At 70.8% G+C, this 14,911-nt stretch carries 12 protein-coding genes and 1 pseudogene; 5 read left to right on the top strand and 8 right to left on the bottom strand.

Going from position 1 to position 14,911, the window contains the following annotated elements; genetic code table 11:
• The first annotated feature begins 95 nt into the window (after window positions 1–95).
• Together ACTMTU_RS05990 and ACTMTU_RS05985 are read left to right on the top strand one after the other, a co-directional pair.
• Window positions 96–965 carry an MBL fold metallo-hydrolase gene (locus tag ACTMTU_RS05990; protein WP_441262395.1) on the top strand — a complete coding sequence of 290 codons (870 nt, stop codon included), beginning with the start codon at window positions 96–98 and terminating at the stop codon, window positions 963–965.
• 61 nt (window positions 966–1,026) lie between these two features.
• Window positions 1,027–1,923 (top strand): glycosyltransferase family 2 protein, encoded by an 897-nt coding sequence (locus tag ACTMTU_RS05985; protein WP_441262394.1) that lies wholly within the window; start codon window positions 1,027–1,029, stop codon window positions 1,921–1,923.
• A gap of 28 nt (window positions 1,924–1,951) precedes the next feature.
• On the opposite strand, the gene ACTMTU_RS05980 is transcribed toward ACTMTU_RS05985, so the two are convergent.
• A complete protein-coding gene (locus ACTMTU_RS05980; RefSeq protein ID WP_441262393.1) occupies window positions 1,952–2,677 on the bottom strand; it encodes a DUF6766 family protein in 726 nt (241 codons plus the stop codon).
• 88 nt (window positions 2,678–2,765) lie between these two features.
• A complete protein-coding gene (locus tag ACTMTU_RS05975) occupies window positions 2,766–3,179 on the bottom strand; it encodes a hypothetical protein (RefSeq protein ID WP_441262392.1) in 414 nt (137 codons plus the stop codon).
• Window positions 3,180–3,521: 342 nt separating this feature from the next.
• Here ACTMTU_RS05975 and ACTMTU_RS05970 point away from each other — a divergent pair.
• Window positions 3,522–3,892 (top strand): annotated as a pseudogene (locus ACTMTU_RS05970) (glycosyltransferase family 2 protein); the annotation flags it as partial.
• Between the two features lie 176 nt (window positions 3,893–4,068).
• Here the strand turns inward: ACTMTU_RS05970 and ACTMTU_RS05965 are convergent.
• The 5 genes from ACTMTU_RS05965 to ACTMTU_RS05945 all read right to left on the bottom strand — a co-directional run bounded on the left by ACTMTU_RS05965 (window position 4,069) and on the right by ACTMTU_RS05945 (window position 10,819).
• A complete protein-coding gene (locus ACTMTU_RS05965; protein WP_441262391.1) occupies window positions 4,069–5,226 on the bottom strand; it encodes an oxygenase MpaB family protein in 1,158 nt (385 codons plus the stop codon).
• Window positions 5,227–5,278: 52 nt separating this feature from the next.
• Complete coding sequence (locus ACTMTU_RS05960; RefSeq protein WP_441262390.1) at window positions 5,279–6,331, bottom strand: polyprenyl synthetase family protein; 1,053 nt, start codon at window positions 6,329–6,331, stop codon at window positions 5,279–5,281.
• Window positions 6,324–6,602, bottom strand: coding sequence for a polyprenyl synthetase (locus tag ACTMTU_RS05955; protein ID WP_441262389.1), 279 nt, complete (start codon window positions 6,600–6,602; stop codon window positions 6,324–6,326). Before ACTMTU_RS05955 ends, ACTMTU_RS05960 begins: the two co-directional genes overlap by 8 nt.
• 332 nt (window positions 6,603–6,934) lie before the next feature.
• Window positions 6,935–9,925, bottom strand: a complete 2,991-nt coding sequence (locus ACTMTU_RS05950; protein ID WP_441262388.1) for a carbohydrate binding domain-containing protein — start codon at window positions 9,923–9,925, stop codon at window positions 6,935–6,937.
• Window positions 9,926–10,345: 420 nt separating this feature from the next.
• Complete coding sequence (locus ACTMTU_RS05945; RefSeq protein ID WP_441262387.1) at window positions 10,346–10,819, bottom strand: lamin tail domain-containing protein; 474 nt, start codon at window positions 10,817–10,819, stop codon at window positions 10,346–10,348.
• A 583-nt stretch (window positions 10,820–11,402) separates the two neighbouring features.
• On the opposite strand from ACTMTU_RS05945, the gene ACTMTU_RS05940 reads away from it, so the two are divergent.
• Window positions 11,403–12,326, top strand: a complete 924-nt coding sequence (locus ACTMTU_RS05940; protein ID WP_441262386.1) for an NADP-dependent oxidoreductase — start codon at window positions 11,403–11,405, stop codon at window positions 12,324–12,326.
• A 67-nt stretch (window positions 12,327–12,393) separates the two neighbouring features.
• Entirely contained in the window at window positions 12,394–13,314 is a 921-nt protein-coding gene (locus tag ACTMTU_RS05935) for an AraC family transcriptional regulator (RefSeq protein ID WP_441262600.1), read from the top strand.
• 81 nt (window positions 13,315–13,395) lie between these two features.
• Here the strand turns inward: ACTMTU_RS05935 and ACTMTU_RS05930 are convergent, their stop codons facing one another.
• On the bottom strand, window positions 13,396–14,844 hold the full coding sequence (locus ACTMTU_RS05930) for an ABC transporter ATP-binding protein (RefSeq protein WP_441262385.1): 1,449 nt from the start codon (window positions 14,842–14,844) through the stop codon (window positions 13,396–13,398).
• Between the last annotated feature and the right edge of the window lie 67 nt (window positions 14,845–14,911).

Here is a 14,911-nt window from a genome sequence, read left to right as displayed (position 1 = left end):
GCCCCAGGTTCACCTCGCGCGACAGGGGCACCCGTGGCGGCACGGACGCATCGAACGCCCGGAGCCGCGGGGCTGACCGGGCCGAAGGAGACCGTATGTCCGCCGCCCCGGGCCTGCCGGTCAGCATCGACTTCATCGGCAACGCCACGACCCTGATCCGCTACGGCGACCTGACCCTGCTGACGGACCCGAACTTCCTGCACCGCGGGCAGCTCGCGTATCTCGGTCACGGACTCGTCAGCCGCCGGCTCACCGAGCCGTCGATGGGGGTCGGTGAGCTGCCTCGCGACCTGACCGCGATCGTGCTCTCGCATCTGCACGGCGATCACTGGGACCGTGTGGCCCGCCGTCACCTCGACCGGTCACTGCCCGTGATCACGACGCCGCACGCCTCCCGCCGCCTCCGCCTCGTGCACGGCTTCCGCCGGGCCGACGGGCTCCGGTCGTGGCAGAGCCACACCCTGATCGGCGAGGAAGGCAAAGCTACCGTGACGGCCCTGCCCGGCCGGCACGCCGGCGGAGCCCTGCGGCCCCTGCTGCCGCCGGTGATGGGCAGCCTGCTGGAGTTCGGCCCGCCGCGAGGCCCGGCACATCTTCGGCTCTACATCTCGGGCGACACGCTGCTGTTCGACGGCATCGACGCCATCGGCCGCCGGTACCCGGACATGGATCTGGCGGTGCTCCACCTCGGTGGCACCCGTCTGCCGGGTGGACTCCTCGTGACCATGGACGGCGCGCAGGGCGTGGAGCTCGCCCAACGGCTGCGTCCGCGCTGGCTCCTGCCCGTCCACTACGAGGAGTACACCGTGATGACGTCCCCGCTGGCCGACTTCCTCCACGCGGCCGAGGAGCGGGGCCTGGGTGAGCGGGTCGTCCACTGCGGACGCGGCGGCCGCGCCGTCGTCGCACCGGGCGAGCCGCCCGTCGTCCGGCAGCCCGCACCCGGCGCGGGCGTACGGCCGTGACCGCACCGGTCCGGGACGGAACACCGCTGGGGCGGGCTCGTTCCGGAGAGGGAGCCGTGACATGAGCGATCCGCGCGTCACCGTCGTCGTCATCACCCACAACCGCCGTGAGGAGCTGCTGCGCACCCTCGGCGAACTGGCGCGTCTGCCCGAGCGGCCGCCCGTGATCGTGACCGACAACGCCTCGACCGACGGCACCGCGGAAGCGGTACGCCGACTGCGTCCCGAGGTGCGGCTGCTCAACCCGGGCTCGAACCTCGGCGCTGTGGGACGCAATCTCGCCGTGCGGCACGTCACCACGCCCTACGTCGCCTTCTGCGACGACGACTGCTGGTGGGAGCCGGGATCGCTGTCCCGCGCCGGGGACCTCCTGGACCGCCATGAGCGGCGGGCGGTGGTCACCGCCCGGATCGTCGTCGAACCGGGCGGCAGGGAGGACCCGATCGTCGCCGAGCTGTGCGACTCACCGGTCCCGGGACCGGCATGGCTGCCGGGTCCCGCCCTGGGCTCGTTCCTCGCGGGGGCGTCGGTGCTGCGTGTCGAGGCGTTCACCGAGGCCGGTGGATTCAGCGAGCGGCTGTGGCTGGGCGGCGAGGAGGAACTGCCGGCCACCGACCTGACCACGCTCGGCTGGTGGCTGACCTACGACGAGAGCATGACGGTCCACCACGCACCGTCCCCCGCACGCGACGCCACCGGGCGGCGCGTCGACGGTCTGCGCAACACGCTCTGGTTCTGCTGGCTGCGCCGTCCGGTCGTTCCCGCGGTCCGCCGGACGCTGCACCTCGCCCGTACCGTTCCGCGTGACCGCGCGTCGCTGCGTGCCTTCGGCGCCGCGCTCGCCGGACTTCCCTGGGTCGTACGGGAACGGAAGGTCGTACCGCCGGCCGTCGAAAAGCGCCTGTCGCTCCTCGAAGAGTCGCAGCGGCACTCCACCGCCCGCCGGTACGTCGGCTGACGAAGGGCCGCACCGCGGAGCAGGACGTTCAGCCTTCGACACCGGTCGCCGTGTGCGCCGCGCCCACGGGCTTGGACTCCGGTGATCCGCGTTGCCTCAGGTAGATGGCGAGGACGGCCATGGAGCCGATGGCGAGGAGTTCGGACTGCCAGTTCTGGAGTGTGCGGCTCCAGAAGTCCGCGGAGGAGAGATAGTCGGGCCAGCTGGTCGGGGCCTGAAGCCCGCGCAGCTGCTGCTCGTTGTAGGACGCGACACCGGCGACGGACTGGGCCAGCCATGACAGCAGGAAGATGGTGCCCATGACGAGGCCGAGGGAGCGCGAGTAGAGCGTTCCCCGCCAGCCCCTGGCCGCGGCCCAGCGAGGCGAGTCCTCCGTGGCGTGCTCGCCGACCATCTGGTCCTCGTCCGACTCGATGCCCGCCTTGTGCAGTTCCTTGGATTCGGGTGAACCGCGTTGCAGCAGCCAGACGGTGCCGAAGATGTACAGGAAGAACTGCAGGTACTCGGACTGCCAGTTCTCGGTGACATCGACAGCGAAGTCGGAGGAAGCCACATAGACCCCGAAGCTGACGGGTGCGAGGCCGTCGGCGATCAGCTGGTTGTTGAACTCCGCCTGTCCGGCCACCGCCTGTCCTGCCAGGGCGAGCAGGAACGCCGCCAGGAAGACCAGGCCGAGGCTGTTGTGGTGCAGGAACCGCCATACGGGACGACGGGTCGGTGCGCTGCCCTCGCCGGCCGTGGACATGGAGCTCATCGGTGCATCAGCCCCAGAGCCATGAAGTACGCGAGACCACCGGCGATCATCACCAGGGTTCCGACGAACAGTGTTCTCATGGCCTCATTCACCCGCCCTTGAGTTCGCACTGGTACGGCCGGCCTTCGCGTGGCGTGCATCCGGCCGCTGTCACTTTCCAGCCGGTCGGGAAGTGGGAGAGGAACACCGTGTCCTTCTCGAGTACGACACGGGCCTGGTCGCCGTACACGTCGACGCGACGCACCGCACCGGCCTCGGTCAGCTCCGCTTCCCCGATCGCCTGCTCACAGGGGCTCTTGCCCGACTGCTCCAGCTCTTCCAGGGTCTCCGGCGCGAGGGCGGCGCACATGCGTGCGAACTCATCGGCGCCCAGAGCCTGTTCGAAGGCCGTCACCTCCGCGGTGACATCGTCGCGCCTCTCGTCGAGCGAGCCGCAGGCGCTCGTCGCGAGGACGAGCGCCGCTACCGCGGCCGCCCGCCCGCACCACCACCGTCCTGACACACTGCCTCCCGGCCGACTCAAGGCAGGCCGCGCCCACCGGGGCGAAGACGTGGACAGCGGCTTGCCGCCCATGAGACGCCCGGTCACGTGTCCCCGCAATCCAGGACCGTCCAGGGAGCCGCACTCGTCCGGCCCGGACGCGGACTCGATCCGACGCTTCGCCGGCCGGCCCGGCGCGGCGCCCGCCTCGTCCCTGGGCGCCTGCCCGACCCGCGCCGGCATTACCGTTCGTTACTTTTGCCCCATAAAGGACGGGACATGCATGGTGTGATGACGCAGGGAAACGTGATGACCCTTCACCGTTCGGCACACTGACACGAGCACCGGAGAGACGTCCGCGCCATGACAATCGACTCCCGCACCACCGTCGTCGTGATCAGCCGGAACCGCGGGGATCAACTGCTGCACACCCTCGACCGGCTCATGGAGCTGCCCGAAAGGCCTCCGGTGATCGCCGTCGACAACGCGTCGACCGACGCGACCGCGGAAGCCGTCGCCCGTCAGCACCCGGGCGTCACGCTGCTGACACCGGACCGGAATCCGGGGGCCGTTCGGCCGTAACCTCGGCGTCCGTCACGCCCCGCACGCCGCACGTGGCCTTCAGCGACGACGACTCGTGGTGGGAGCCCGGGGCGCTCACCGCTGCCGAACAGCTCTTCGACGGGCATCCCCGGCTGGGACTGCTGGCGGCGCGTACCACCGTGGGTCCCGAAGCGGCGCCCGGCGTGGGGACAGCTGAACGGTTCCGCCTCCGCGCGCTCCTCCTCGGCCTTCTTCGCCGCTTCCGCGGTGCTCTCCGCCTGCTGCTACCCGTTTCGTCCTTTTCAGTCATATTGTCCGCGTATCCCTCGAGCCGACCGGCATGCGGTTCCCGGCCGGCTCGCGGGGCTCAGGTCGTGACCGTGGGGGCGGGAGGGGTCCAGCGGGCAGTGCGCGCGGCGGTGACGCCGTAGTCCTTCTTGAGCTCCTCCGGGATGGCGTAGTGCATGACGCGGCCGCGGGTGAGTGAGCTGAGCTCCAAGAGAGTGGTGAAGTGACCCAGGCGGTCCAGGGCCCAGGCGCCGAGGGGCGAGCGGTCCTCGATCGATTCGAGGATGCCCAGCAGGGCGGGGGCGGCCTTGACCGCCGTGTCCCAGGCAGTGCGGGGCACCTGAAGCCAGTCGGCGCAGGTGTCTCCGACGAGGTAGCGGATCAGGGCCCCGACGACGGGGTCGAAGAGGGTGCCGGGGACGACCTCCTCGTAGAGGTCGATGAGTTGGCGGGTCAGGTGGGCCCCTTCCTCGCTCGGGCCCATGTGCCGGGTCATGTAGAGGTCGGAGAACTGTCGGGCCCGGTGGAGATCCGCGGGTGCGTGGTCCTGGTCGACGCCGAGCATGGCGCCGACGACACGCCAGGCGTAGTAGTACGCCTCGGCCCCCTCCGTGCTCATGTGGATGCCCAGCCGGTGCAGGGCGTCGAGCACCTGGATGGAGAACATCATCTGGCCGCCGATCATGTCCTCCTGACAGATCGGCGTACCGAGGTTCTCGGTGTCCCAGCGGCCCTCGCGGCGCAGGTGGTGGCGGACGGACGCGTGCAGCAGCCGCACCTTCTGCGCGGCGGGGATGAAGCGGCTGCCGGCTTCGAAGGCGCCCGGCTGCATGAGGTAGACGGTGAACTGGCCGGTCTCCGCCATGCGTTTGGAGGGGTACTTCAGCGAGTGCGTCGCCGACAGCAGCCTGGCGACATGGGGCAGGACGTAGCAGGCGGGCATCGACGCGAACGACAGGGCCGTGGAGATGTGCACGTTGTTGTCGATGAAGAACATCCTCGCCCTCTCCATCTCCTCCCAGTCGACCCAGGACGGCGGGGCGGCGGTCTGGTGGAGGTACTCGCGGGCCACCTCGGGCAGCCCGTCCGGCAGCGGAGCGCCGGCCGTGGAGACGTAACGCATGAGGGTGTTGAACGTGCCGACCTCGCCCCGTTCGAAGAGCGTGGCGACGGTCGCGTCGGCCAGTTCGTCGCCTGCCGTCCGCAGGGCGTCGAGGGACTGCTCGGTGTAGGTCATCACGGCTCCTCCGTGGGCCAGACGCGGCGATGTGGGCCGGGGTGGTGGATCGTCAGTGCAGGCGTACGGTGGCCGCCCGGGCGAGTCCGCCCAGCGCGTGGGCGGCATCGGCGGGAAGGGAGGTCTGCTCGAGGGCGTCGAGTGCGGCACGTACCCGGCCGCTGATCATGTCTTCGATGCGGGCGGGGGCCCCGGTGCGGTGCATGATCGCCCGCACCCGGGCGAGTGACGCCTCGTCCGGGATACCGTTCCCCAAAAGCCTTCCGAGCTCCGCGCGTTCCGTCGCGGTGGCTTCCTGCCACGTCTGCGCCAGCAGCGCGGTGGGCCGGTGCGCCGCGATGTCGTCGGCGTTCGCCTTCCCCGTACGGCCGGGGTCGCCGAACAGTCCGAGGAGGTCGTCACGGAGCTGGAACGCCTCCCCCAGCGGCAGCCCGTAGTCGGAGAGCGCTTCCCGGAGGTCGTGGGAGGCCCCGCCGAGGGCGCCGCCGATGTGGAGCGGATGTTCGACGGTGTACTTGGCGGTCTTGTAGCGGATCACCTTCAGCGAGGCGGCGGTGTCGGGGCGGGTCCCGGTACGCAGGATCTCCAGGCACTCCCCCGCGACGAGTTCGCGGGCCAGGACCGCCCACAGCGGCCGCGCCCGGGACAGATAGGCCGCGGGGAGACCGCAGGCGGTGAACAGCTGCCCGGCCAGCGACATCAGCAGATCACCCACGAGCATCGCCAGGGACCTGGCCGCGGCCCTGGGGCGGGGGCTCGCGGCCACCGCGGTGCGCAGGGCGACGTGCGCGGTGGGCAGCCCGTGCCGCAGGGGGCTGTCGTCGATCAGATCGTCGTGTACCACGGCCGCGGCGTGCACGAGTTCCATGGCCGCGGCGGCGCGCACCAGGGCGTCGCTGTCGGGCTGGCCGGCCGCACGCCAGCCCCAGTAGCAGAAGGCCGCCCGGAGCCGCTTGCCGCGGCTCGTGGCGATCCGCAGCTGGTCGGCGACCGCGGCGAGGTCGGCGTCGACGGCCAGGAGATGGTCGATCTCCTCCTCCACGAAATGGAGCAGGACGTGGTCCACCCGTGCCTTGAACGCCTCTCGCTCACCGTTGTCAGACATCGCCGCGACCACGCACGGCGGTCGCGTGCCGGGCCAGCAGTTCCATGTGCGGCGGCGAGGTCGAGGTGCAGCGGTCCAGGGCGAGGCGGCCGCGGGCCTTGATGTCCTGCCGCCCCTCGTCGGCCAGTTCGGCCACGTCGGCCCGGCGGAGCAGCCCGCGTAACCCGTCCAGCGCTCCGCTCACCGTGCTGACCGCCAGGTCGGCGACGCCTGCGGCCAGAAGCACCGTGTCGTGCGTGTCCTGACCGCGCCCGTGTCCGGTCCCCTGCATGGGTCCACCCCTCCCCCTCGGCCCGCGCCCCCGTACGGGAAGCGCGGTGGCCGTGCCTGCCCGGGGCGGAGGTGATCCGCACCGGTGCCTTCATGGGAAGGGTGCCGAGGCTCGTGGAGCGCCGCGACGGAGATCACCGAAGGGATGACCTGCCGAACTGCCGTTCACCTGGGGTCCCTTCCCGGCGTCGCCATGCACTCCCGCGGGGTGGGGAAACGGCCGCCGGCCGTCGCGGGAGAGCGCTCGCCCTGCGCCCGTCGGTCGCCTCCCGGGACGCGACCGCCGCGGGAGTGGACCTCACCCTCACTCCCGCGGCGGACACGGTGGTGCCTCTACTTCAGGTAGGGGCCGGCCGTTCCGATCTTTCCGGTGCCGCCCAGGACGTAGACGCGCAGGTTGCCCTTTCCGGGCGCGGCGACGGTGAGCCTGCCGTCGCCGACGGTCCTGGTGTCGCCGGTCACCGCGTCGGTGTAGGTGCCGTTGGGGATGCCGGTGTACACGGCGCCACCGGAGACGGTGACGAGCGCGAAGCTGTCCGTACCGCCGCTGGTGTAGCGGCGTTTGAACGCCATGCCGCCGGTGATGCCCTCGGTGGAGTACTGACCCATCTGGAGGGCCGGGATCGCCCTGCGGATCTCGTTCAGCCGCTGCACGTGCTTGACGAGCGGCTTCTCCAGGGTGGCGGCGACCGCGCCGGTGGCGGATTCGACCTTGGAGAATCCGGAGGCCTTGACGTCTCCGGCGATGTGGTCGCCGTAGTAGGCACGGCCGGTGGTGGCCAGTGGGCAGCTCGGCCCGCAGTCGATCTTCTTGCCCGCCTGGAACTCGCTCTCCGAGCCGTAGTACAGGGTGGGAATGCCTCGGAAGGTCCACATCAGCGACATGTTCTCGGCCCAGGCGTCGGTGCCGCCGGTGTAGCGTTCGCTGCTCTTGTTGGGGCCGTAGTCGTGGCTGTCGACGTAGACGACGTTGTAGGTGGCGTCGTTGTAACTGTCGTCGGAGTCCTTGCCGTTGCTGAAGGCGTTCTGCGCGTCACCGAAGTTCATGTGCATACGCATGTCGATGACGTTCATTCCGGAGAACCTGCTGTGGTCCGGTGCGTGGTAGGCGTTGCCGTTCAGGAACGCGTTGGCGGAGGTGGGCTGGTTCGACGTGCCCAGCTGCTGCTCGTGGTCGTACATCTCGAGCGCGGCCTTCTGGTCGTCGGCGCTGTACTCCTGGCGCTCCTTCCAGGTGTAGAACTGGGCGGAGTGGTTGACCGAGCCGCGGTTCCACTTGTCGTTGACGAAGGCGGCCACCTCACCGAACACGAAGAAGTTCTTCGCGGCCTCGGCGCCGTGCTGCTGGGTGACGCGCGCCTGGATGGCGGGCAGGAAGCGGCGGTTCCAGGTGGTGCGCGGGATGTGGACGGCGGTGTCCACGCGGAAGCCGTCGACGCCCATGTCGATGTACTTGTTGTAGGCGCCGATCAGGTGGTTCTGCACCTGGGCGTTCTCGGTGTTCAGGTCGGCGAGATCGTCGTGGAGCCAGCACGAACGGGAGTCCTCACCCTCCCAGTTGCCTATCCAGCAGTTGTGGTAGAGGTTCTTGGGGAACATCCCTGACGTCGGGCTGGGCCACTGGCAGTTGTAGATGCGGTAGCCCTCGGGGGAGGTGTACTGCGTCGGCTTGCCCCAGTCGACGCAGGTGTTTCCGGCGGGCTCCGCCGTCGACCACAGGTCACCGTTGTAGTACGACTTCCCCGACTTGGTCTCGACGGTCAGGCCGTCGTACTCGAAACCGGGCTGCTTCTCGTCGTAGTACCAGCTCCACTGGGAGTCGCGCACGCCGTGGACGGTCGGCACGAACAGGCCCTTGGCTCCCCAGCGGGAGGAGTGGTTGTAGACGACGTCCTGGTAGATCTTCATGCCCTTGGCGTGGGCGGCGTTGATCAGGTCCTGGTAGGAGGCGCCGGCCGATTCCAGGCGGGGGTCGACCTTGTAGAAGTCCCAGCCGTGGTAGCCGTGGTAGTCGTAGTCGGAGCGGTTGAGCACGACGGGGGTGACCCATACGGCGGAGAAGCCGAGGGCCTTGATGTAGTCGAGCTTGTGGACCAGTCCCTTGAAGTCGCCGCGGAACATGGGGTCGTTGTTGGCCTCGTTCCCTGAGGCCTTGTGCTTGCTTCCGCCGCGGTTGTTCGACGTGTCGCCGTCGTTGAACCGGGCGGTGAGGACGAAGTAGATCGGGTCCTTGCGGGGGTCCGTGCCCAAGGGCTTGCCGGGAGCGGGCGCTTCGGGCCTGGTGCCGGTCGTCGCCGTGGCGGCGACGGAGGCGGCCGACAGGTTCCCGGCGGCGTCCACCGCCTTCACCGTGTAGGTGTAGGCGGTTCTCTCCTCCAGTCCGCCGTCGGAGAAGACGGTGGACGCGACGTCGGTGACGACGCTCCCGCCGGTGCCGCCGGTGCGGGTCACCTGGTACACGGTCACACCCCGGTCGTCGGTGGAGGGCTCCCAGGTGAGGACGACGGACACGCCGTCGGCGCTCGCGGTCACCCGGGTGGGGGCGGTCGGTGCCCGGGTGTCGGGCACCTCTCCCGCACAGGGATCGGCCGCGCCGGGGGTCACGGTGTTGTTCCGGACCGTGCTGGTGCCGGTTCCGATGGTGTAGTCGCCGCCGTTGTTGTTGTCCCAGACGCCGTTGCCGTTGTTGAAGGCGGCGCTCAGGGAGGTCGCCGCCCCGAGGTCGAGGGTCTGCTTCCACCAGCCGGCGCAGGCGGCCTGCATGCCGATGCCCGGCACCGCCGTCCACGCCCCGCCCGCGGGGCGGTAGTGGATGTTCGCCGTCGACCAGCCCAGGGCATGTGTCGAGTAGTACACCGTGGCGGCGTTGCCGGGGGCGGGTGTCGGATCCGGGTCCGCGCCGCCGGCGCAGGGGTCGGAGTGGGCGACGACGCCGTCCTTGACGGAGATACTGCCGGTGCCGAGGGCGTAGTTCTTGCCGCCGTTGTTGTCCCATGTGCCGGAGCCGTTGTTGAAGGTGGCCTGGAGACCCGCCGCGGCGCCGAGGTCCACGGTCCTCTTCACCCAGTCCGCGCAGGCGGTCTGCATCGCCACGCCCGGGACGGTGGTCCATGCTCCGCCGTCGGGTGCGTAGTGCAGGTTGTAGGCCGGCCAGTTCTTGGTCTTCGTGTAGTAGAAGACCGTTGCGGTGTTCTCGGCCGCGGCGGCCGGGGCGGTCGCGGGCGCCGCGGGGCCGGGCACGGCCGCGGTCAGGCCAAGCAGGGCGCAGGCGGCGACGGCTGCCGCCAAGGGGCGTCGGAGCACCCGGGCAGGAGTGCGTTTCATGCGTCTCTCCATGGGAGGAGGCCACGGCGTGGGTACGCCGCGGATGTCGACAAGAGCAGATGCTCGGTGAGCACCTGTCCGATTCCGCCCACTGCTTCGACGCGCCGCCAAGCCGCAGGAACCGCGCCCGGAAGCGCGGTCGGAAACTTTCCGAAAACCTTTACAACGGCGGGAAGTTACCGGGGGAAAGCCGCCGCGTAAAGGGCTCGCGTCATGACGTCCGGCGTGGCCACGGCAACTGCCCCGTGAGCGGTGACGCCGGTCCGCTCTCGGGACGCCTCGACCCCGGCACAGCAGTCGGCCGGTGCCTCGCGGGACTCACGAGGCACCGGCCGGGTCTGTGGTGGGCCGGGCGGTCAGACGCATGACCGGCGGGACGGGCGAGGTGGGACACCTCGGCCCGCCCGGCCCGGCCGCGCGTCAGCGGCGGTGGTCACGCCCCCAGGACTCGGTGTCGACGGTGTGGCCGCGGTGGTCGAGCAGCGTCGCCTTGTCGGAGCGCTCGTCCCAGACCGAGTGGCGGCGGTCCTGGTAGAGGTCGGTGCGGGTGTCGCGTCCGGAACCGGTGTGGACACGGACGGTCGAGCGGCCGGCGAGACGGTAGTCGTCGAAGCGGTACCGGTTGCCGTCGCGGTCGCGCAGGGTCCAGCCGTCGAGGTTGACCGGACGGCGGCTGTTGTTGGTGATCTCGACCCATTCGGCGTTCAGCGCCCGGTTGGAGCGGTGGTCGCGGCCGCGGTCGCCGGTCTGCACGGCGCTGATCTCGACCCGCGCTTCCTCGCGGTGCCGACGGTCCCCGTCGTGGGCGGAGGCCGGCAGCGCGACGGCCGAGACGACGGCACCGGCGGCGAGAACGGTCGCCGCGATGCGACGGGAGGTTGAAGCAGCAGACATAGGTGATGTCTCCTCGAAACTGTGCGCCACCCGCTGTGACAGCGGTGGTGGCGGTGCGGTCACCGGCCCCTGACGAGCCCGGCGGACCCGACTCTGCGGCTGCGGCGGGCACGACGGCCCGACGACGCCACCGAGTTACCGTTTACGGACATTTCCGTAACTGTCGGATGTACGGATCACGCGTAGCAGGCCGCCGTGACCCTGACATTCACTGACTCCTACATCGACCGCCCGCGAGCAGCGGCAACTTCACGCTCACCCCCGCACACGACCGGCCGCGCCACCCCGCGCACCACCCTGGACATCGACTCCCGTGCCGGTAACAGCAGTTCTGCACGTTTCTTCGCACAGGGGGCCCGGGATCGCACATCCGCGCCGGCCGCCCGGTGCTCCGCCACGAGCGCAAGGGGCCACGGCGCGGGCACAGGGGCGTGACACGTATCCGTACCCGACCGGCAGAAGTGGTACCGAGGCGCTCGCGACGCAAGACGATCGGACATGTGAGCAAGACGGTCGGCCATACAGCGGCTCGTTCGATCTCCCTACGGTGAAGTCAACACACCGAATCCACAGGGAGATCCTGATGCGCGCTGTCATACAGAAGTCCTTCGGCGGCCCCGAGGTACTGGAGGTCGTCGAGACCGCACGTCCCCGCCCGCTGTCCAGGGAGGTGCTCGTCCGGGTGCGCGCCGCCGCGGTCAATCCGGTCGACGCCGCCGTCAGGTCGGGGGCCTACCCGCTGCTCGGCGAGCCGCCGTTCGGTGTCGGTTGGGACGTGTCCGGTGTCGTCGAAGAGGCAGGCCCTGGCGCCCGGTTCGCGGTGGGTGACGAGGTGTACGGGATGCCGTTCTTCCCCCGCGCGGCGAACGCGTACGCCGAGTACGTCGTCGCCCCCTCGCGTCAGCTCGCCCGCAAGCCCGCCTCGCTGAGCCATGTGGAGGCCGCGGCCCTGCCCCTCGCCGCGCTCACCGCCTGGCAGGGACTGGTGGACGCGGCGGCCCTGAAAGCCGGTGATCGGGTCCTGATCCACCGCGCTGCCGGTGGCGTCGGACATCTCGCCGTGCAGATCGCCAAGGCACGGGGCGCGCACGTGACCGCCCTCGCGAGCGCGGCGAGGCACGCGTTCGTGCGCGGCCTGGGCGCCGACGAGGTGATCGATTATCGGACGACCGACTTCACCGAGGCGGTGCGGGACGCGGACGTCGTCCTCGACTCCACCGCCCAAGGCGCGCGTTCGCTCCAGGTGCTGCGTCCCGGAGGCATGCTGGTGACCATCCTCGAGCACGGTGACGCCGAACTCGCCGCCGCGGTCGAGGCGGCCGGCCGGCGCTTCGCCGGGGTGTCGGTGGAACCGGACCGCGCGGCGCTGGAGGCGATCGCCGCGCTGGTGGACGAGGGCCGGCTCCGTCCCCACGTCGAGGAGACCCTCCCCCTGGCCGAGGCGGGCAAGGCGCACGAGCTGATCGAGTCGGGGCGGGTGCAGGGCAAGGTCGTGCTGACGGTCTGACACGGATACCGGCCGCCCTCGTCCTCGGGGGCGGCCCGTATCGTTCCCGGCGGAGAAGGGAGCGGACATCCTCACCGAGGCGCTGGCCTCCATGCGCACCGGCAGCCCCTCGTCCGTCCGTACCGACGGCCGGGCGCCCTGGGGGCTGCGGCTGCCGCCGGTCGCGGGAGCGGGATTCCACGTGGTGCTCCACGGCAGTTGCTGGCTCGTCCCGCTGGACGACACACCGCCGGTCCCGCTCGGCCCCGGTGACGTGATCTTCGTACGTGACGGCCGCGGGCACGTCCTCGCCGACCATCCCTCCACGCCGGCCGAGGAGGCGCTGCCCGAGCAGTACAGCGACGGGTCGCCCATCGGGTCCGTCTCCCTGGGCGGCGACGGCCCGCGCGCCAGCCTGCTGTGCGGCAACTACCACCTGGACCAGGGGCGTCCGCATCCGCTCGTCAGCCGGCTGCCGGCGATCTTCCACCTGCCCACCCGGCACGGCCGCCATCCGGAGCTCAGCGCGGCCGTGCAGCTCCTGGGGGCCGAGCTGGACAATCCGCGCATCGGCTCCGACGGCATCGTGCCCTCGCTGATCGACTCGCTGCTCCTGTACATCCTGCGCGCCTGGCTGGACGACCAGCCGGCGGACACCGCTCAGGGCTGGGCCGCGGCCCTGCGTGACACCGCTGTCGCCCCCGCGCTGACCGCGATCCACCAGGCACCAGGCACGCAGTGGACGGTCGAGTCCCTGGCCGCCCGGTCGGGTCTGTCCCGGGCGGCCTTCGCCCGCCGCTTCAACGTGCTGGTCGGGGAGCCGCCGATGGCCTACCTGACCCGCTGGCGCATGACGACCGCCGCGCGGTTGCTGCGCGAGTCCGACATCCCGCTGACGGCGGTCGCGGCACGGACCGGCTACGGATCGGAGTTCGCCTTCGCCAAGGCCTTCAAGCGGGAGTTCGGGCTCGCGCCCGGCGGGTACCGGCGCCAGGCCCGCGCCGCGTGAGACCCGCCGCTACCCACCTGGGCGCCGGCGGCGGGCGCTGCTTCCCTCAGGAGCAGTTCAGAGCCTTCGGGCGGCGGGGCGTCACGAGATCTGGGCGCTCTGCAGCCGCGCGTAGGCTCCGCCGCGTGCCAGGAGTTCGCCGTGGGTGCCCGCCTCCTTGACGCGGCCGTGCTCCAGGACCACGATCCGGTCGGCGTTCTTGATGGTCGACAGCCGGTGGGCGACGATGAACACCGTACGGCCCGAGACGAGCCGGGCCAGGGCTTGCTGGATCAGCGCCTCCGAGCGGGCGTCGAGCGCCGACGTCGCCTCGTCCAGGACGAGCACGCGCGGGTCGCGTATCAGCGCCCGGGCGATGGCCAGCCGCTGGCGTTGGCCGCCGGACAGGCGGGCCCCGCGCTCACCGACCACGGTGTCGAGGCCGTGGGGCAGACGGTCGACGAACTCGGCCGCGTTGGCGTCGGTGAGTGCCCGGCGGATGGCCGGCTCGTCCACGTCCGGCAGCCCGTAGGCGACGTTGTCACGGATGCTGCCCTCGAAGAGGATGGACTCCTGCGGGACGACGGAGAGGAACCGCCGGTAGCTGCGCAGATCCAGTTCCGCGAGGTCCCGGCCGTCGAGCAGGATCCGGCCACGGGTCGCGCGGTGGAACCCGAGCACGAGACTGAGCACGGTGGACTTGCCGGCGCCCGAACCTCCGACGAGTGCGACGGTCTGACCGGCCGGAACGGTGAGGTCGACGCGGTCGAGAGCCGGGCGGTCCCCTGTGTCGTAGGTGAGGCTCACGCTCTCGAAGCGGAACTCCCCCGCCACGGCGGCGACATGCTCCTTGCCGTCGTTCTCCTCCAGGTCGGGAGCCTGGAGGACCTCGCCGACGGACCGTACGGACTCGAGCGCCTTGCCGATGACGGGTGCCAGGGTCAGCAGGGTGGTGACGGAGCCGGTGAGGCTGGAGAAGTAGGCGCTGAGCATGACCACGGCGCCCGGTGTGATGTCGAGCCATCCGTAGTAGGCGACGAGCGCGGCGCCGGCCAGGCAGCCCATGCCGAGGGTGTTGAGGACCATCCAGGACAGGGACCCGAACCGGCCGTTGAGCAGATCCAGGCGTGATCCTTCGCGCAGCACCGTGTCGAGGTCGTGGTCGACCCGGCGCAGGGCCGCGCGTTCCAGGCCGTGGGCGCGGGTGATGGGGATGAGCGTGGTCATCTCGCTGACGCTGGACGACAGTCGTTCCACGGAGCGGCGGAAGGAGGCGTTGCGGTCGCGCAGCCGGGACCGCAGGGTCACCACGATGAGGGCGGAGGCCGGGACGAGGACGACGAACACGGGCAGGAAGGCGGGCGTGACGACGGCGATGACGGCCAGCCCGCCGGTGAGCGGCGGCAGCAGCCACACGGGGGCGTGCTTGCCGAAGAACACGACGACCGCGCCTGCCATGCGCGCGCGTTCGGGCCGGAAGAGATAGCGCAGGGTGCGGACGGGATGCTCACCGCGGTACCGGTGGTCGAGCGGACTCTCCGGCGTCGCCATCGGCGGACTCCCCTTTCGTGGCGGTACACGTCCTTCCCGGCCGTACTCGTCACCGTGCGTCCGGGCG

The organism is Streptomyces sp. OZ13 (assembly GCF_052068155.1).
Lineage (GTDB): Bacteria > Actinomycetota > Actinomycetes > Streptomycetales > Streptomycetaceae > Streptomyces.
Note: the sequence above shows the minus strand (reverse complement) of the source record. Positions and strands in the feature narration are given on the sequence as shown.